Origin of the sequence: Streptococcus oralis, from assembly GCF_023109315.1 — a bacterium.
GTDB lineage: Bacteria > Bacillota > Bacilli > Lactobacillales > Streptococcaceae > Streptococcus > Streptococcus oralis_BS.
Window position 1 is genome coordinate 1 of the sequence record NZ_JALDUF010000003.1, and the last position, 18,854, is coordinate 18,854.

The following is an 18,854-nucleotide window of genomic DNA, read 5'->3' on the forward strand; positions in this document are numbered from 1 at the left end:
TTCATAACTCAATTTCATAATAAAACACCCCAAAAGTTAGATTCTTTCTGTCTAACTTTTGGGGTGCAGTTCATTTCAGGCTCTTTTTTGTTGATGCTTGACAAATTTCCTCCTTGTATGCGAAACTAGAGGAAGAGTAATTTATCTAGGAGAAATCATGCGTATCATTTACCTCAGTATTGGCTTTATTTCACTGGCTTTAGCTGTTATTGGAGTTGTCCTACCACTTTTACCAACAACTCCCTTTCTTTTGTTAGCTATCGCTTGCTTTTCAAAATCTTCTAAGCGTTTTGAAGACTGGCTTTATCATACAAAGCTTTATCAGACTTATGTAGCTGACTTTCGGGAAACCAAGTCAATCGCGCGAGAACGAAAGAAAAAAATCATCGTATCTATCTATATCTTGATGGGGATTTCTATTTATTTTGCCCCTCTTTTAGCAGTCAAAATTGGTCTGGGAGCCTTGACTGTCTTTATCACCTACTATCTTTTTAAAGTCATTCCTGACAAAGAATAGTTAAAATAGTAGTAATTTGCCTTGATAAAAATGAAAGCATATTTAAAATAATATGATATAATAAATTTAAAGAAAACATCAAGGAGAATCAAATGATTTACGAATTTTGTGCTGAAAATGTGACCTTGCTTGAAAAAGCGATACAGGCTGGAGCTCGTCGAATCGAACTTTGTGATAATCTAGCGGTTGGTGGAACAACACCTAGTTATGGAGTGACCAAGGCAGCGGTTGAACTGGCAGCTAACTACGACACCACCATCATGACCATGATTCGTCCCCGTGGTGGCGACTTTGTCTATACTGATCTTGAAATAGCGATCATGCTAGAAGACATTCGTTTGACTGCTCAGGCTGGAAGTCAAGGTGTTGTATTTGGAGCATTAACTGCTGATAAGAAGTTGGATAAGGCTAATCTTGAGAAGCTGATTGCCGCATCTAAAGGAATGGAAATTGTCTTCCACATGGCCTTTGATGAATTAAGTGATGAAGACCAGTTGGATGCCATTGACTGGCTCAGCCAAGCTGGTCTCACTCGTATATTAACTCGTGCTGGTGTGTCTGGAGACTCGCTAGAAGAACGTTTTGCTCACTATCACAGAATTTTGGAACATGCAGCTGGTAAAATTGAAATCTTACCAGGTGGAGGGATTGACCTTGACAACCGTCAAACCTTTATCGACCAGCTAGGTGTGACACAATTACATGGAACTAAGGTTGTCTTTTAAAAAATAGAAAGGAACTGCTAGCTTTTGGTAGCAGTTTTCACTTATGTTTGAAATTTTTAAATCCTATCAGTTTAATCAAGAAAAAGCTAATGCCTATGGTTTTGTAGAAATGGGGGAAGTCTGGACTTATAGTTGTCAGATTTTGCAGGGTGACTTTTTCATGACAGTCTCTATCACTCCTGATAATGTGAGTTTTCTTGTCTTTGACCAGGAAACGGGAGATCTCTATCCTCAAGTACATATGGAAAGTATGCGGGGAAGTTTTGTCGGAAGTGTCCGTGAGGCTTGTTTGGAGATTCTCTACCAGATTCGGAAGGCTTGTTTTGATGTGCAGGATTTTATCTGTCCTCAGACTAAGCGTATCATGGATAAGGTTCAGGAAAAGTATGGTAATCAGTTGGAGTATCTGTGGGAAAAGTCTCCTGATACAGCTGTATTGCGCCATGAAGACAATCAAAAGTGGTATGCCGTTTTGATGAGAATTCCATGGGATAAGTTAGATAAGGGGAGAGAAGGGCTAGTGGAAGCAGTCAACCTCAAACACGACCAAGTGGCTGACTTGCTTTCGCAAAAGGGAATTTACCCAGCCTTTCATATGAACAAACGTTACTGGATTAGTATGGCACTTGATGATACTTTGTCAGATGAAATGGTACTGAAATTGATAGAAAGAAGTTGGAACCTAACCGTGAAAAAATAGGGAAATTTACTTGAGATTTTAAATACTTTCAATTAGCAAAATATTCTTTACTGAAGAAATTTTCAGAAAATAATGGATTTTTTCTTGACAAGAGATTTTTCCTATGCTAGAATACTAAACAAGATATCAAACGAAGGAGAAAGTCAAACATGAAAACAGCTAAGTTTAATCAATTTGCTTTGTTGTTGAGGTACTCGGGCTAGTGCAAAAGCATTAGTCCTGTTTGGCTTACCAAGCGGGAGTAAATCAACATCTCGCTTGGGTTTCTGAGCGAGATGTTTTTTTAAACCATATTTGGAAAAGGGGAAATCTTATGCGAACAGTTGAATTTCTAGATACCAGCCTTCGAGATGGAGAGCAGACACCTGGCGTTAACTTTTCAATCAAGGAAAAAATTGCCATTGCAAGGCAGCTGGAGAAGTGGGGCATTTCAGCCATCGAAGCTGGTTTTCCAGCTGCTAGTCCAGACTCATTTAAGGCAGTTCAGGAGATTGCTAAAGTCTTGAAAAAAACAGCGGTGACTGGTCTAGCACGTTCGGTCAAGTCTGATATTGATGCTTGTTACGAGGCGCTAAAGGATGCCAAGTATCCACAGGTCCATGTCTTTATCGCTACCAGTCCGATTCACCGCAAGTATAAGCTAAATAAGAGCAAGGAAGAGATTTTAGAAGCTATTAAGGAGCATGTTTCTTATGCACGTTCTAAGTTTGAAATCGTCGAATTTTCTCCTGAAGATGCGACTAGAACAGAGTTGGATTTCCTCTTGCAAGTCGTTCAAACAGCGGTCGATGCAGGGGCGTCTTATATCAATATCCCTGACACAGTAGGATTTACCACGCCAGAGGAGTACGGCGCTATTTTCAAACATTTGATTGAGAATATCAAGACCGATCGTCAGATTATCTATTCACCTCACTGTCATGACGACCTTGGAATGGCAGTGGCTAACAGCCTTTCTGCTGTCAAGAACGGTGCAGGACGTGTCGAAGGGACTATCAATGGTATTGGGGAGCGAGCTGGGAATGCTGCGCTTGAAGAAATTGCAGTGGCTCTCAATATTCGCCAAGATTACTACCAAGTCGAGACAAGCATTATTCTAAACGAGACAATCAATACGTCAGAAATGGTTTCTCGCTTCTCTGGTATTCCAGTTCCTAAAAACAAGGCCGTGGTTGGTGGTAATGCCTTCTCTCACGAGTCTGGTATTCACCAAGATGGAGTCCTTAAAAATCCTCTCACTTATGAGATCATCACACCTGAATTGGTCGGTGTTAAGAGCAATAGTCTTCCGCTTGGTAAATTGTCTGGTCGCCATGCCTTTGTTGAGAAACTAAGAGAATTGGCTCTAGACTTTACAGAAGAGGATATCAAACCACTCTTCGCTAAGTTCAAGGCACTAGCCGACAAAAAGCAAGAAATCACAGATGCAGATATTCGAGCTCTGGTAGCTGGAACCATGGTTGAAAATCCAGAAGGATTCCACTTTGATGATTTACAACTTCAAACCCATGCGGAAAATGACATTGAAGCACTTGTTAGCTTAGCTAATATGGATGGTGAGAAGGTCGAATTCAATGCGACAGGACAAGGTTCCGTTGAAGCGATCTTTAACGCTATCGATAAGTTCTTTAACCAATCTGTCCGCTTGGTGTCCTATACCATTGATGCGGTAACAGATGGGATCGATGCCCAGGCTCGGGTCTTGGTCACTGTTGAAAACAGAGATACAGAGACCATCTTTAACGCAGCAGGGCTTGATTTCGATGTACTGAAGGCTTCGGCTATTGCCTACATCAATGCCAATACCTTTGTTCAAAAGGAGAATGCTGGTGAGATGGGGCATAGTGTTTCCTACCGCGATATGCCTAGTGTGTAAAGGAGAAGGCTATGACAAAGAAAATAGTAGCTCTAGCAGGGGATGGAATCGGTCCAGAAATCATGGAAGCTGGTTTGGAAGTTTTGGAGGCCCTAGCTGAAAAAACAGGCTTTGACTATGAGATAGAAAGGCGACCTTTTGGTGGTGCTGGGATTGATGCTACGGGGCATCCCCTACCTGATAAAACCCTCAAGGCATGTAGGGAAGCAGATGCTATCCTTCTGGCGGCTATCGGTAGTCCCCAGTATGATGGGGCAGCGATTCGGCCTGAACAAGGACTGCTGGCGCTTCGTAAGGAACTCAATCTCTATGCTAATATTCGCCCCGTAAAAATCTTTGACAGTCTCAAGCATTTGTCACCTCTCAAACCGGAACGAATTGCTGGTGTAGACTTTGTCGTGGTGCGTGAGTTGACAGGTGGTATCTACTTTGGGGATCATATCCTTGAAGAGCGAAAAGCGCGTGATATCAACGACTACAGCTATGAGGAAGAGGAGCGAATTCTTCGCAAGGCATTTGAAATCGCAAGAAGTCGCAGAAAAATCGTTACTAGTATCGATAAGCAAAATGTTCTAGCCACATCAAAACTCTGGCGCAGAGTGGCGGAGGAAGTCGCACAGGATTTTCCAGATGTGATCTTGGAACACCAGTTGGTGGACTCAGCTGCCATGCTCATGATTACCAATCCTGCTAAGTTTGATGTCATCGTGACAGAAAATCTTTTCGGAGATATCTTATCTGATGAATCAAGCGTTCTATCTGGCACACTTGGGGTTATGCCATCAGCCAGTCATTCTGAAAATGGCCCAAGTCTCTATGAACCCATTCACGGTTCAGCACCTGATATTGCAGGTCAAGGAATTGCCAATCCTATTTCCATGATTTTATCAGTGGCCATGATGCTGAGAGATAGTTTTGGACGTTTTGAGGATGCGGAGCGTATCGAACATGCAGTAGAAGCCAGTTTGGCAGCAGGAATTTTAACGCAAGATATAGGAGGTCAGGCTTCGACCAAGGAAATGACGGAAGCTATTATTGCAAGGTTATGAAGTTAGATGAAAAAATTACTCTAGTCCTTTTGATTTGGAATGTCATGGTTTTCTTGATTTACGGCATTGACAAATCCAAGGCAAGAAGAGGTGCTTGGCGCATCCCAGAGAAAATATTATTGACTTTAGCACTTGTCTGCGGTGGTTTTGGTGCTTGGTTGGCAGGAATCACCTTTCACCATAAAACTAGAAAATGGTACTTTAAAACAGTTTGGTTTCTCGGGATGGTAACTACACTAGTAGCCTTATATTTTATTTGGAGGTAACGGATGGCAGGAAAATCGATTTTTGATAAATTATGGGACCGTCATGTCATCACTGGAGAAGAAGGGCAGCCCCAACTCATGTATGTGGATCAGCACTATATCCACGAGGTGACCAGTCCCCAAGCTTTTCAAGGATTGCGAGATGCAGGTCGAAGATTGAGACGACCAGACTTGACATTTGGAACCTTTGACCACAATGTCCCGACTGTCAATATCTACGATATTCGAGATGTCATTTCGAAAGCGCAAATCGATAAGCTTGCTGAAAATGTTGAGGAGTTTGGGATCGAACATGCGGCCCACGGCTCTGAAAAACAAGGAATCGTTCATATGGTTGGTCCAGAAACAGGACGGACTCAACCAGGAAAATTCATCGTCTGTGGAGACAGCCATACAGCAACTCACGGAGCCTTCGGAGCTATCGCCTTTGGGATTGGAACCAGTGAGGTCGAGCATGTCTTCGCTACTCAGACACTCTGGCAAGTTAAACCCAAGAAAATGTTAGTAGAATTCACTGGTGTTCCTCAAAAAGGAGTCTATTCCAAGGATTACATTCTCGCCTTGATTGCCAAGTACGGCGTTGCCTGTGGTGTTGGCTATGTAGTTGAATATCGTGGGCAAGCGATTGATGCACTGACCATGGAAGAGAGGATGACCATCTGCAATATGTCCATCGAGTTTGGCTCTAAGATGGGAATCATGAATCCAGATCAGAAGACTTATGACTATTTAAAGGGTCGCGAGTGTGTTCCCAAGGATTTTGATGTGGCAGTAGACGATTGGAAAAGACTGGTTAGTGATGATGATGCTGTCTATGATAAGGTTATCCAGATGGATGTCTCAGACTTGGCTCCTATGGTGACTTGGGGAACCAATCCTGCTATGGGTGTTGACTTTGACAGTAGCTTCCCAGAAATTAAGGATATAAATGATGAGCGAGCCTACAATTACATGAACTTGGAGCCTGGTCAAAAGCCAGCAGATATTGAACTAGGCTATATCTTTATTGGATCTTGTACCAATGCTCGTCTCAGCGATTTACAACTGGCTGCGCGATTTGTCAAAGGGAAGAAAATTGCTCCTAACTTAACGGCTATCGTAGTCCCGGGCTCTCGTCCTGTGAAACGAGCTGCTGAGAAGTTGGGCTTGGATAAAGTATTCTTAGATGCTGGTTTTGAGTGGAGAGATCCAGGTTGTTCTATGTGTCTAGGGATGAATCCTGACAAGGTTCCAGATGGTGTCCACTGCGCTTCAACTAGCAACCGTAACTTTGAGGACAGACAAGGTTTTGGTGCTAAGACCCATCTCTGCAGTCCAGCCATGGCAGCTGCGGCAGCTATCGCAGGGCGTTTCGTAGATGTTCGACAGATGCCAGAAGCCCAGTAAGGAGAGGATATGGAGAAATTTACAGTTTATACGGGAACTACCGTTCCTCTTATGAATGATAACATTGATACTGACCAAATCCTTCCCAAGCAGTTTCTCAAGTTAATTGATAAGAAAGGTTTTGGTAAGTACCTTATGTACGCTTGGCGTTATCTGGACGACAAGTATACTGAGGACCCAGACTTTGTCTTTAACCGACCAGAATACCGTAAAGCTAGTATTCTCATCTCAGGGGATAACTTTGGCGCAGGATCGTCTAGGGAACACGCAGCTTGGGCATTAGCTGACTATGGTTTTAAGGTCGTGATTGCAGGGTCTTTCGGTGATATTCATTACAATAATGAACTCAATAATGGTATGTTACCTATTGTCCAACCCAGAGAGGTTAGAGAGAAACTAGCCCAGTTACAACCAAGCGATCAGATAACCGTGGACTTGGAACAACAGAAAATCATCTCACCAGTTGGAGTCTTCACTTTCGAAATCGATAGCGAATGGAAACACAAGCTCTTAAATGGTTTGGATGATATCGGTATTACCTTGCAGTATGAAGATTTGATTGCTGCTTATGAAAAACAACGCCCAGCCTACTGGCAGGATTAGAAAAAATAGAAAAGGAAATAGAACTATGACAAAACACATTCAATGGAACGGAACACTTTCACAAGAAGGCTATGACATTTTAAAAGGTGAGGGCGGATGTATCGTTTGTCCTACCAAGGTTGGTTATATCATCATGACTAGCGATAAGGCAGGACTTGAACGCAAGTTTGAAGCCAAAGAGCGTAACCGTAACAAACCAGGGGTTGTTCTCTGTGGTAGCATGGACGAGCTTCGCGCTTTAGCACAACTCAATCCAGAAATTGAAGCCTTCTACCAAAAACATTGGGACGAAGACATTCTCCTCGGTTGTATCCTTCCTTGGAAACCAGAAGCCTTTGAAAAATTGAAAGCATACGGTGATGGTCGTGAAGAACTCATGACAGACGTGCGTGGTACTAGCTGTTTTGTCATCAAGTTTGGTAAAGCTGGTGAACAGTTGGCTGCTAAACTTTGGGAAGAAGGTAAAATGGTATACGCATCATCAGCTAACCCATCTGGAAAAGGAAATCGTGGTAAGGTGGAAGGTATCGGAGAACGTATCGAAGGAGCAGTGGACCTTGTCATTGAAGCAGACGACTACGTGGCATCAATCCAGCCTGACAAAACGATTGAAACTCGCTACGAACAAGGGGTGATGGTTTCTATGGTTGATAAAGATGGTAAACTCATCCCAGAACAAGGAGGAGCTCGCTCAATCTCACCAGCTCCAGTTGTGATCCGTAAAGGGCTTGACATTGATAAGATTATGATGCACCTGTCAGATACCTTTAACTCATGGGATTATCGTCAAGGGGAGTATTATTAATATTGAAAAGAAGTCTAGTGTTGAGAGGGAATAAAGTCTCTACACTGGACTTTTCTTTAGAAATTCTTTTCTTTTTTTATAGGATATGATATTCTATATATGAAATAGGATTTTGAAATATTAAATACTGACTAGTCTATATATGAAAATGGAGCTACAAAATGGAAGAAAAATTAAATTATTGGATGATAGTTGCAGGAGGAGGTGGAAAAGTTTGGTCCCTATTTAAAGAAGAGAATATAGCTTGTATAGATTTTGATTCTAATTTGTCTAGTATTCTAGATTATAAAAATCCTCAAGAATTGAAACAGGGAAAACAGAGAGATAAATTTATTTGGAAATTTGCTCATGACATAAAAAAAGATGATTACATAATAGCTACCACAGGGGTTAAGGAAATTTTAGGAATTGGTCAATGTGTGAAACCTTATTATTTTGACGAATCTAAAAAAACATTTAAACATTGTATTGGTGTTAAATGGTTGAAAGTAGATGGTGGATGGGAATACCAAGGTAAAAAAGGTACAAGACAAACCATCAACTGGGATAGAAATTCAGAACGTATCAATTTATATAAATCTATTATAAATGGTACATACAGAAAAAATATAGAGAAAATTGTTATGTATAAAAATATTAACGATTATTTAGATAAATTAAAAAAATCCAAAAACCTCATCCTCCGTGGTGCTCCTGGCACAGGAAAAACTTATCTTGCTAAAGAAATTGCCAAAGAATTAACGGGTGGCAACGAAGACCAAATCGAATTTGTACAGTTTCACCCTTCCTATGATTATACGGATTTTGTAGAGGGGTTGAGACCAATCCTGGTAAATGATGGACAGATTAACTTTGGCTTGCAGGACGGCATTTTTAAGAAGTTTTGTCAGAAGGCTAAAGAAGCTCAAAAAACTGGAGGCCAAGATAATTTTGAGGAAACGTGGACTAGGCTAACGGATGCTATCAATGAAAAGCAAGGACAATACTTCTTTCCTCGTAGTTCTGTTCCAGCCAGTCTAAACAGTCAAGGGAATGTGAAGTTTGATTCTCCTGTTGCTACCAAAGAAAAAGTGTATCTTTTGTACAAGGGTGAAGAGACTAATTTAAAGTACGAAACTTATCAAAAAATTGTTTTGGATCACATGAAAGAAAGTTATGGATTATGTGATTATGTATCTCCAACGATTGACACAGACAAGAAATTCGTTTTCATCATCGATGAAATCAACCGTGGGGAGATTTCTAAGATTTTTGGGGAACTCTTTTTCTCTATTGATCCTGAATATCGTGGCGAAAGGGGGAGTGTTTCCACCCAGTATGCTAATTTACATGAGACGGATGAGAAATTTTATATCCCTGAAAATGTCTACATCATCGGAACAATGAATGATATTGACCGTTCAGTAGATACCTTTGATTTTGCTATGCGTCGTCGTTTCCGTTTTGTTGAAGTTACTGCTGAAAGCCAGTTATACATTCTAGATAAGAAACTAGATGGACATGAGGAAGAAGCGAAAAAACGTTTAAGAAACTTGAACGCTGCTATCAAAAACGTTCAGGAGTTAAACAGTCATTATCATATCGGACCAAGTTATTTCCTTAAGTTGGAAGAAGTGGATTTTGACTATGAGTTACTCTGGTCTGATTACCTCAAACCTCTATTGGAAGATTACTTACGTGGTTCTTATGAGGAGGCCGAAACTCTGGATACATTGAAAAAAGCATTTGATCTGACAAATAAAGAGCAAACAGATCAGCAAGATACTGGTGATAATGATGCGGATAACTGATAATCAGCATAGAATTGCTAGAGAAGACTTTGTCGCAGAATTTCCCAACCTAAGTCAAGCGCTCCTTGATAGAACACTAGATAACCTATCTCAAGAGGACAATATTTTTATTTTTCCAAATGATTTGATGAATTCTCCTGATTTAGACAAGGACCAAAAGATTTTGGAAACAGTTAATCAGGAAATCAAGACAGGCAATGTGATTGGTTTTCTGGGATGCGGTCAGGAAAGATTAACGATTTCCTCTCGTTTTTCTGATGAAAGTAACGACCATTTTTTACATTATCTTTTACAAAAGGTTCTCAATATCAATCTGAATAGTTTGGATGTCGGTCTATCTCAAGAGGATAGACTCTATCAACTTTTGATTTACCTCTTTCCAAAATATCTGCAAGCGGCTCTCCGAAAAGGTCTTTATAAGGAATACCAGAGATTTTCTCATAACGACAGTCATGTAAAGGGAGTGATAGATGTAGGAAATCATCTTAAGAGGAATGTTCCTTTTATGGGAAATATCGCCTACACAACGAGAGAGTTTACCTATGATAATTCACTCATGCAATTGATTCGGCATACGATTGAGTACATTAAGAATCAGAAAATCATTGGGCAAGGGCTCCTTGATAATCTCTTAACTAGTCGTGAAAATGTGGCAGAAATCGTGCGAGTAACACCATATTATAAACTAGCTGATCGTGCTAAGATTATTCGGGGAAATCAATCTAAACCTATACGTCATGCATACTTTCACGAGTACAGAAAGTTGCAAGAGCTTTGCCTGATGATTCTAAATAGAGAGAAACATGGGTTAGGATATCAAGAGCAAAAAATCCATGGTATTCTTTTTGATGTTTCCTGGCTTTGGGAAGAGTATGTTTATACCTTGTTGCCAAAAGTTTTCATCCATCCACGAAATAAGGATAAGACGGACGGAATTTCAGTATTTTCTGACCGTGAAAGAAAAGTATTTCCAGATTTTTATCATAAAGAGTTAAAAATAGTTTTAGATGCTAAATATAAAGAACTGGAGTTCACTGAAAAAGGAATCAACCGTGAGGACTTATTCCAGCTGATTTCCTATTCTTATATTTTAAAAGTTGAGAAAGCTGGTCTTGTTTTTCCGAGCAAGCAAAAGGTTGTTGATAATGAGATAGGAAAGCTAGCAGGTTATGGAGCTTTGTTGAAGAAATTGTCTATACAAATCCCTCAGAATGCTTCATCTTACAATGAATTTTGTAAAATGATGGAAAATTCAGAAGAAAATTTTAAAGCGATTATTGATGAAGAAGTGGGGAGAATCTAATCTCTCCTCTTTCTCTTACCATTTACACAAGTAATTTCCGAACAATATAATTTGATTATTGAAAATATTTGACAAAAACTGTACTTTGGTTTATAATAAATCAAGGAAACGTCGGGAAAAGGCGTAGGGATGCGCAAGCATAGGTAGGTCATTATAAAAGAAACGAGACATCGATATGTTAAATGAATTTCCAATTTTTGATTACGAAGATATTCAGTTGATCCCTAATAAATGTGTGATTAAAAGCCGTTCAGAAGCGGATACAAGTATTACGTTTGGAAAACACACTTTTAAACTACCTGTTGTGCCAGCAAATATGCAGACGATTTTGGATGAGAACGTAGCAGAGCAACTTGCTAAAGGCGGTTACTTCTACATTATGCATCGTTTTGATGAAGCGGGACGCATTCCTTTTATCAAACGTATGCACGATCAAGGGCTCATTGCTTCCATTTCTGTTGGTGTTAAGGATTACGAGTATGACTTTGTTAGCCAGCTCAAGGCTGATGCTCCGGAATACATCACGATTGACATTGCTCATGGTCATGCGGATAGCGTGATTTCTATGATTCAACACATCAAGAAGGAATTACCAGATACTTTTGTCATTGCTGGTAATGTAGGGACACCAGAAGCTGTGCGTGAATTGGAAAATGCTGGTGCCGATGCTACTAAGGTTGGAATCGGTCCTGGTAAGGTTTGTATCACCAAGGTCAAGACTGGTTTTGGGACAGGTGGTTGGCAGTTGGCTGCTCTTCGCTGGTGTGCAAAAGCTGCTCGCAAACCGATTATTGCTGATGGTGGGATTCGTACACACGGTGACATTGCCAAGTCTATCCGTTTCGGTGCTAGCATGGTCATGATTGGTTCCCTTTTTGCGGGACACATCGAAAGCCCAGGGAAAACGATTGAAGTCGATGGCGAACAGTTCAAAGAATACTATGGTTCGGCTTCTCAATACCAAAAAGGAGCTTATAAAAATGTAGAAGGAAAACGCATCTTACTTCCTGCCAAAGGACACTTGCAAGACACCCTTACTGAGATGGAGCAGGATTTGCAAAGTGCTATCTCTTATGCAGGTGGACGCAAGGTTGCTGACCTCAAGCACGTTGATTATGTTATCGTGAAAAACTCTATCTGGAACGGGGATGCTTCCCACTAATGGACGCTTAACCCACCCATAAAAAACTTGTTATTAGAGCAAATTTCTGTTATAATAAAACAAGTTTCCACCCTTAGTGTAATGGATATCACGTAAGATTCCGGTTCTTGAGATGGGGGTTCGATTCCCTCAGGGTGGATGTAAAAAGCCTATGAAAGCCTTAAATAAGGCTTTTTCTTTATCTCGACCTAAATTTGCCCCTAAAATTGGAAATTTTATTCTAAAAAATGCTCAAATCCCCTCTAGTCCCGTTTTAAAGTGACTCAGGGGGCTTTTTTTGATATAATAAGAAAGACTGTTATCAGTTAGAAAGAGGTTGGTATGAAAGAATTACAAACTGTACTAAAGAAGCGTTTTGCAATCGAATTTGCAGACAAGAATTTATTGGAAACGGCTTTTACTCATACGAGTTATGCCAATGAGCACCGCCTCTTAAAAATTTCACACAATGAGCGCTTGGAATTTTTAGGAGACGCTGTTCTGCAATTATTGATTTCGGAGTATCTATATAAGAAATATCCTAAGAAACCAGAGGGAGATTTGTCAAAACTTCGTGCCATGATTGTACGAGAGGAGAGTTTGGCTGGTTTTGCGCGTGATTGCCGGTTTGATCAGTTTATCAAGCTAGGAAAAGGAGAAGAAAAATCTGGTGGGCGCAATCGTGACACCATTCTTGGTGATGCCTTTGAAGCCTTTCTGGGAGCGTTGCTTTTAGACAAGGATGTTGCTAGGGTAAAAGAGTTTATCTATCAGGTCATGATTCCCAAGGTTGAAGTAGGTGACTTTGAAATGATTAAGGATTACAAGACACACCTGCAAGAGTTGCTCCAAGTTAATGGAGATGTGGACATTCGCTACCAGGTGACCTCTGAAACGGGACCTGCTCATGATAAGGTTTTTGATGTAGAAGTTCTGGTTGAGGGCAAGAGTATCGGAAAAGGCCAAGGGCGTTCTAAAAAATTGGCAGAGCAAGAAGCTGCAAAAAATGCAGTGGAGAAAGGGCTGGATTCATGTATTTAAAGGAAATTGAGATCCAGGGATTCAAGTCCTTTGCTGATAAGACCAAAGTCGTCTTTGACCAAGGTGTGACGGCAGTTGTTGGGCCAAATGGTTCTGGGAAGTCAAATATCACAGAAAGTCTACGATGGGCCTTGGGGGAGTCTAGTGTCAAGAGCCTTCGTGGCGGTAAGATGCCCGACGTAATCTTTGCTGGAACTGAAAGTCGTAAACCGCTCAATTATGCCTCTGTTGTTGTGACCTTGGACAATGAAGATGGTTTTATCAAGGATGCGGGGCAAGTTATTAAGGTAGAACGCCATATCTACCGTAGTGGAGATAGCGAGTATCGAATTGATGGCAAGAAAGTCCGTTTGCGTGATATACATGACCTTTTCTTGGATACAGGTTTGGGACGGGATTCCTTCTCCATCATTTCCCAAGGGAAGGTAGAGGAGATTTTTAACTCCAAGCCTGAAGAGCGTCGAGCTATTTTTGAAGAAGCTGCTGGAGTTTTAAAGTACAAGACTCGTAGAAAAGAAACAGAAAGCAAACTACAGCAAACTCAAGACAATCTAGACCGTTTAGAGGATATTATCTATGAGTTGGACAATCAAATCAAGCCTCTTGCCAAACAAGCTGAGAATGCTCGTAAGTTTCTGGACCTGGATGGTCAACGTAAGGCTATTTACTTGGATGTACTGGTTGCCCAAATCAAGGAAAACAAGGCTGAACTTGAGTTGACAGAAGAAGAACTAACTCAGGTTCAGGAGCTTTTGACTAGCTATTACCAAAAACGTGAAGAGTTAGAAGAAGAAAATCAAACTCTTAAAAAGAAACGCCAAGATCTCCAAGCTCAAATGTCCAAAGACCAAGGAAGCTTGATGGATCTGACGAATCTGATAAGTGATTTAGAGAGAAAATTAGCCCTTTCAAAATTGGAGTCCGAGCAAGTTGCCCTTAATCAACAAGAAGCACAAGCCCGTTTGACTGCTTTGGAAGATAAGAAAAAGGCTCTAAGTAAAGAGAAGGCTGAAAAAGAAGCGAACTTGGAACAGTTAGAGGAAAGTTTAGCTGAAAACAACAAGGAACTCAATCGCCTAGAAGCAGAATTGTTGGCATTTTCAGATGATCCTGACCAAATGATTGAGCTCTTGCGTGAACGTTTTGTAGCCCTTTTACAAGAAGAAGCGGATGTCTCAAACCAACTGACCCGCATCGAGAATGAGTTGGAAAACAGCCGTCAACTATCTCAAAAACAAGAAGATCAGTTGGAGAAATTAAAAGAGCAACTGGCTACAGCTAAAGAGAAAGCGAGTCAACAAAAGGCCGAGCTTGAGGCTGCTAAGGAGCAGGTTCAGACATTATTGGCAGACTACCAAGCTATTGCCAAGGAACAAGAGGAACAGAAAGTTTCTTACCAAGCCCAGCAGAGTCAACTCTTTGATCGTCTGGACAGTCTCAAAAACAAGCAGGCTAGAGCTCAAAGTTTGGAAAACATCCTAAGAAATCATAGTAATTTTTATGCGGGTGTTAAGAGTGTTCTCCAAGAAAAAGACCGTCTTGGTGGGATCATTGGTGCAGTTAGTGAGCATCTGACCTTTGATGTTCATTATCAAACCGCCCTAGAAATTGCGCTTGGAGCCAGCAGTCAGCATATCATTGTAGAAGATGAGCAAGCGGCAACCAAGGCTATTGATTTACTCAAACGCAATAGAGCGGGTCGTGCGACCTTCCTTCCATTGACGACTATCAAGGCGCGTACAATTTCTAGTCAGAATCAGGATGCTATCGCATCGAGTCCAGGCTTTCTGGGTATGGCAGATGAGTTGGTGTCGTTTGACAAGAGATTAGAAGCCATTTTCAAAAACTTGCTTGCTACGACGGCTATCTTTGATACTGTAGAACATGCGCGTGCCGCAGCTCGCCAAGTTCGTTATCAGGTTCGTATGGTGACACTGGATGGGACAGAGTTGCGTACAGGTGGTTCCTACGCGGGGGGTGCCAATCGTCAAAACAACAGTATCTTCATCAAGCCAGAGCTAGAGCAATTACAAAAAGAAATTGCTGAAGAAGAAGCTGACTTGCGGTCAGAAGAAGCGAGTTTGAAGACCTTGCAAGATGAGATGGCGGTATTGGCAGAAAGATTAGAAGCTATCAAATCTCAAGGTGAGCAAGCTCGTATTCAGGAGCAAGGTTTGTATCTTGCTTATCAACAAACCAATCAGCAGGTCGAAGAACTGGAAACGCTTTGGAAACTTCAAGAAGAGGAATTAAATCGCCTTACTGAAGGAGATTGGCAAGCAGACAAGGAAAAATGCCAAGAGCGCCTTACCACCATTTCCAGTGAAAAGCAAAATCTGGAAGCTGAGATTGAAGAGATTAAGTCTAACAAAAACGCTATTCAAGAACGCTATCAAAACTTGCAGGAACAGATTTCTCAAGCGCGCTTGCTTAAGTCTGAACTGCAAGGACAGAAGCGGTACGAAGTTACTGATATTGAACGCCTAGGCAAGGAACTGGATAATCTGGATATCGAGCAAGAGGAAATCCAGCGTCTCCTCCAAGAAAAAGTTGATAATCTTGAGAAAGTGGATACGGATTTACTAAGCCAGCAGGTGGAAGAGGCCAAAACTCAGAAAACCAATCTTCAACAAGGTCTGATTCGCAAGCAGTTTGAATTGGATGATATCGAAGGTCAACTAGATGATATTGACAGTCATTTGGATCAGGCTCGTCAGCAGAATGAGGAGTGGATTCGCAAACAAACACGTGCTGAAGCTAAGAAGGAAAAAGTCAGCGAACGCTTGCGCTACCTACAAGCTCAATTAACAGACCAGTACCAGATCAGCTACACAGAGGCGCTAGAAAAGGCTCATGAACTGGAAAATCTAAATCTGGCGGAGCAAGAGGTTAAGGATTTAGAGAAGGCTATTCGCTCGCTGGGTCCTGTCAACTTGGACGCTATTGACCAGTACGAAGAAGTTCACAACCGTCTGGATTTCCTCAATAGCCAACGAGATGATATTTTGTCTGCGAAAAACCTACTCCTTGAGACCATCACAGAGATGAATGATGAGGTTAAGGAACGATTCAAATCAACCTTTGAGGCTATCCGTGAGTCCTTTAAAGTGACCTTTAGACAGATGTTTGGTGGAGGTCAGGCAGACTTGATATTAACTGAGGGCGATCTTTTAACAGCTGGTGTGGAGATTTCTGTCCAACCACCAGGTAAGAAAATCCAATCTCTCAACCTCATGAGTGGTGGTGAAAAAGCCCTATCGGCTCTGGCTTTGCTCTTCTCAATTATCCGAGTCAAAACTATTCCTTTTGTTATCTTGGACGAGGTAGAGGCGGCACTTGATGAAGCCAATGTTAAACGTTTTGGGGATTACCTCAATCGATTTGACAAGGATAGCCAGTTTATCGTAGTGACCCACCGTAAGGGAACGATGGCGGCAGCGGATTCTATCTATGGAGTTACCATGCAAGAATCAGGTGTGTCTAAGATTGTTTCAGTTAAGTTAAAAGACTTGGAAGAGACAGTAGACTAGTTACTAAACGATAGCATCTCTTAGGAGGTGCTATTTTTTAAAACTCATAACTTGAATTGTCTATCAAGGTCAGTTCAGACGCAAAAAACGACATTTGGGATTTCCTCTTAGCGAAAAGACTTGCTCTATGATATAATAGTTTCATGATTACAACAGTACCTATTAAGAACGAAAAAGACATTGCAGTACCGGGAAAAACAGTCCTTGTACTAGGTTATTTTGATGGTATCCACAAGGGGCATCAGAAACTTTTTGAAGTGGCCAGCAAGGCTTCGATGAAAGACTATCTGCCAGTTGTCGTGATGACCTTTACAGAGTCGCCAAAACTTGCCTTACAACCTTATCAACCTGAGCTCATGCTTCACATCGTCAATCACGAGGAACGGGAGCACAAGATGAAGTGGCACGGAGTAGAGGCTCTCTTCTTACTTGACTTTAGTAGCAAATTTGCTAGTTTAACGGGTCAAGAATTCTTTGATACTTATGTTAGAGCTTTAAAACCAGCCATTATCGTAGCGGGATTTGATTACACGTTTGGTTCAGATAAGAAAACTGCGGATGACCTGAAGGATTATTTTGATGGAGAGATTATCATTGTTCCTCCGGTCGAGGACGAAAAGGGCAAGATCAGTTCCACACGGATTCGCCAAGCTATTCTTGATGGAGATGTCAGGGAAGTCAATCATCTTCTCGGCACTCCGCTCCCATCTCGTGGCATGGTCGTTCATGGAAATGCTCGTGGGCGGACTATCGGTTATCCAACAGCCAATTTGGTCCTCAGAGATCGAACCTATATGCCAGCAGACGGTGTTTACGTAGTCGAAGTCGAGGTGCAACGTCAAAAATATCGTGGCATGGCGAGCGTTGGCAAAAATGTCACCTTTGATGGCGAAGAACCACGTTTTGAAGTCAATATTTTTGACTTTTCAGATGATATTTACGGTGAGACAGTCATGGTCTACTGGCTAGACCGTGTCCGTGATATGGTCAAATTTGACTCCATCGAAGAGCTCGTAGACCAACTCCAGAAAGACGAAGAGATTGCTCGGAACTGGAAGGATGGAGAATAGAAGAGTTAAAAAAGTGAACCATATTTTGCGTTTGCTTTTTTATTTTTGAAAGAAATTTTTATAGAGAGAAACATAATTGAAGCTTGATTGAAAATCTGTTAAAATAGTGATATTCATAACTTTAAAAACCAAAGAAAAGAGACTAGAGGAAACGAAAATCCTCTAATAAATACTGAACCTATGATAGAACGAGCAAAATCACAATTTGCAATTCAAAAACCTCTGGAAGAATTAGAAACTTTGAAAAAATCACTTATGCAGGAATATTTGGATAAGCTTTGAGAGGAGATAGCAGTTTTACACTATCATTGTAATTACGGTAATTATTTGTTATAATACTTCAAAGGAGGAAATCAGATGGTCGTAAAAACAAGAAAACAAGGAAATTCAATCACCATTACCATTCCTAGTGAATTCAATATTCCAAGTGGTGTAAAATACGAAGCGAAATTGTTACCAAGTGGCGAAATTATCTTTACTCCTGAAGAATTGGATCATCAGGTTTCTTATGTTTCTGATGATGCCTTTGACTTAAAATTGGATACAATTTTTGATGAATACGACGATGTTTTCAAAGCTTTGGTGGAAAAATGACGGTCTATCTATCAGAAAAGCAAATTGAAAAAATCAATTCTTTAGCAATTCAACGGTATTCTCCAAATGAGCAAATTCAAACAGTTAGTCCTTCAGCGTTAAATATGATTGTGAACTTACCAGAACAATTTGTTTTTGGCAAACCTCTTTATCCAACAATTTTTGATAAAGCAACAATATTATTTGTCCAATTGATAAAGAAGCATGTTTTTGCAAACGCCAATAAACGAACAGCCTTCTTTGTTTTGGTGAAGTTTTTACAATTAAATGGTTATCACCTTTCTGTTTCCGTGGAAGAAGCGGTTGATATGTGCGTGACTATAGCGGTAGAAGCTTTAACTGATGAAAAAATGATAAGCTATTCTAAATGGGTTTCTGAACATTCTGTCAGAGAAAAGGTCAAAAAGTAAGATAGTATGCTGGATTGAAAGAGCATAAGAAAAAATGAAAAGACAATA

17 protein-coding genes and 1 tRNA gene are annotated in these 18,854 nt (G+C 40.9%); all 18 read left to right on the forward strand.

Going from position 1 to position 18,854, the window contains the following annotated elements; translation table 11 throughout:
• The first annotated feature begins 157 nt into the window (after positions 1-157).
• The 18 genes from M1F74_RS04605 (at position 158) to M1F74_RS04690 (ending at position 18,806) form a co-directional block, all read left to right on the forward strand.
• Positions 158-517, forward strand: coding sequence for a YbaN family protein (locus M1F74_RS04605; protein WP_247946431.1), 360 nt, complete (start codon positions 158-160; stop codon positions 515-517).
• Between the two features lie 92 nt (positions 518-609).
• Positions 610-1,242, forward strand: coding sequence for a copper homeostasis protein CutC (locus M1F74_RS04610; RefSeq protein WP_247946432.1), 633 nt, complete (start codon positions 610-612; stop codon positions 1,240-1,242).
• Between the two features lie 43 nt (positions 1,243-1,285).
• Positions 1,286-1,942 (forward strand): MmcQ/YjbR family DNA-binding protein, encoded by a 657-nt coding sequence (locus M1F74_RS04615; protein ID WP_247946433.1) that lies wholly within the window; start codon positions 1,286-1,288, stop codon positions 1,940-1,942.
• 313 nt (positions 1,943-2,255) lie between these two features.
• The gene (locus tag M1F74_RS04620) at positions 2,256-3,818 is read left to right on the forward strand and encodes a 2-isopropylmalate synthase (protein WP_247946434.1); all 1,563 of its coding nucleotides are present in this window, start codon (positions 2,256-2,258) and stop codon (positions 3,816-3,818) included.
• 11 nt (positions 3,819-3,829) lie between these two features.
• Positions 3,830-4,867 (forward strand): 3-isopropylmalate dehydrogenase, encoded by a 1,038-nt coding sequence (gene leuB / locus M1F74_RS04625; protein WP_247946435.1) that lies wholly within the window; start codon positions 3,830-3,832, stop codon positions 4,865-4,867.
• On the forward strand, positions 4,864-5,133 hold the full coding sequence (locus tag M1F74_RS04630; protein ID WP_000762442.1) for a DUF1294 domain-containing protein: 270 nt from the start codon (positions 4,864-4,866) through the stop codon (positions 5,131-5,133). The genes leuB and M1F74_RS04630 overlap by 4 nt, the downstream gene beginning before the upstream one ends.
• 3 nt (positions 5,134-5,136) lie before the next feature.
• Positions 5,137-6,519, forward strand: coding sequence for a 3-isopropylmalate dehydratase large subunit (gene leuC, locus M1F74_RS04635; protein ID WP_247946436.1), 1,383 nt, complete (start codon positions 5,137-5,139; stop codon positions 6,517-6,519).
• 9 nt (positions 6,520-6,528) lie between these two features.
• Positions 6,529-7,122, forward strand: a complete 594-nt coding sequence (gene leuD, locus M1F74_RS04640) for a 3-isopropylmalate dehydratase small subunit (RefSeq protein ID WP_000410623.1) — start codon at positions 6,529-6,531, stop codon at positions 7,120-7,122.
• A gap of 25 nt (positions 7,123-7,147) precedes the next feature.
• On the forward strand, positions 7,148-7,927 hold the full coding sequence (locus M1F74_RS04645) for an L-threonylcarbamoyladenylate synthase (RefSeq protein ID WP_000160503.1): 780 nt from the start codon (positions 7,148-7,150) through the stop codon (positions 7,925-7,927).
• 161 nt (positions 7,928-8,088) lie between these two features.
• Complete coding sequence (locus M1F74_RS04650; protein WP_033606326.1) at positions 8,089-9,717, forward strand: AAA family ATPase; 1,629 nt, start codon at positions 8,089-8,091, stop codon at positions 9,715-9,717.
• The gene (locus tag M1F74_RS04655; RefSeq protein WP_247946437.1) at positions 9,701-11,020 is read left to right on the forward strand and encodes an McrC family protein; all 1,320 of its coding nucleotides are present in this window, start codon (positions 9,701-9,703) and stop codon (positions 11,018-11,020) included. The genes M1F74_RS04650 and M1F74_RS04655 overlap by 17 nt, the downstream gene beginning before the upstream one ends.
• Positions 11,021-11,195: 175 nt before the next feature.
• A complete protein-coding gene (locus M1F74_RS04660; RefSeq protein WP_000931191.1) occupies positions 11,196-12,182 on the forward strand; it encodes a GMP reductase in 987 nt (328 codons plus the stop codon).
• Positions 12,183-12,249: 67 nt separating this feature from the next.
• Positions 12,250-12,321 (forward strand) — tRNA-Arg (locus M1F74_RS04665).
• A 182-nt stretch (positions 12,322-12,503) separates the two neighbouring features.
• Positions 12,504-13,202 carry a ribonuclease III gene (gene rnc / locus M1F74_RS04670; RefSeq protein WP_247946438.1) on the forward strand — a complete coding sequence of 233 codons (699 nt, stop codon included), beginning with the start codon at positions 12,504-12,506 and terminating at the stop codon, positions 13,200-13,202.
• On the forward strand, positions 13,193-16,732 hold the full coding sequence (gene smc / locus M1F74_RS04675) for a chromosome segregation protein SMC (RefSeq protein WP_247946439.1): 3,540 nt from the start codon (positions 13,193-13,195) through the stop codon (positions 16,730-16,732). Before rnc ends, smc begins: the two co-directional genes overlap by 10 nt.
• Before the next feature lie 143 nt (positions 16,733-16,875).
• Positions 16,876-17,802 carry a bifunctional riboflavin kinase/FAD synthetase gene (locus M1F74_RS04680; RefSeq protein ID WP_247946440.1) on the forward strand — a complete coding sequence of 309 codons (927 nt, stop codon included), beginning with the start codon at positions 16,876-16,878 and terminating at the stop codon, positions 17,800-17,802.
• A gap of 357 nt (positions 17,803-18,159) precedes the next feature.
• Positions 18,160-18,396, forward strand: coding sequence for an AbrB family transcriptional regulator (locus tag M1F74_RS04685; RefSeq protein WP_000260599.1), 237 nt, complete (start codon positions 18,160-18,162; stop codon positions 18,394-18,396).
• A complete protein-coding gene (locus M1F74_RS04690) occupies positions 18,393-18,806 on the forward strand; it encodes a type II toxin-antitoxin system death-on-curing family toxin (RefSeq protein ID WP_000219494.1) in 414 nt (137 codons plus the stop codon). The genes M1F74_RS04685 and M1F74_RS04690 overlap by 4 nt, the downstream gene beginning before the upstream one ends.
• Positions 18,807-18,854: the final 48 nt, after the last annotated feature.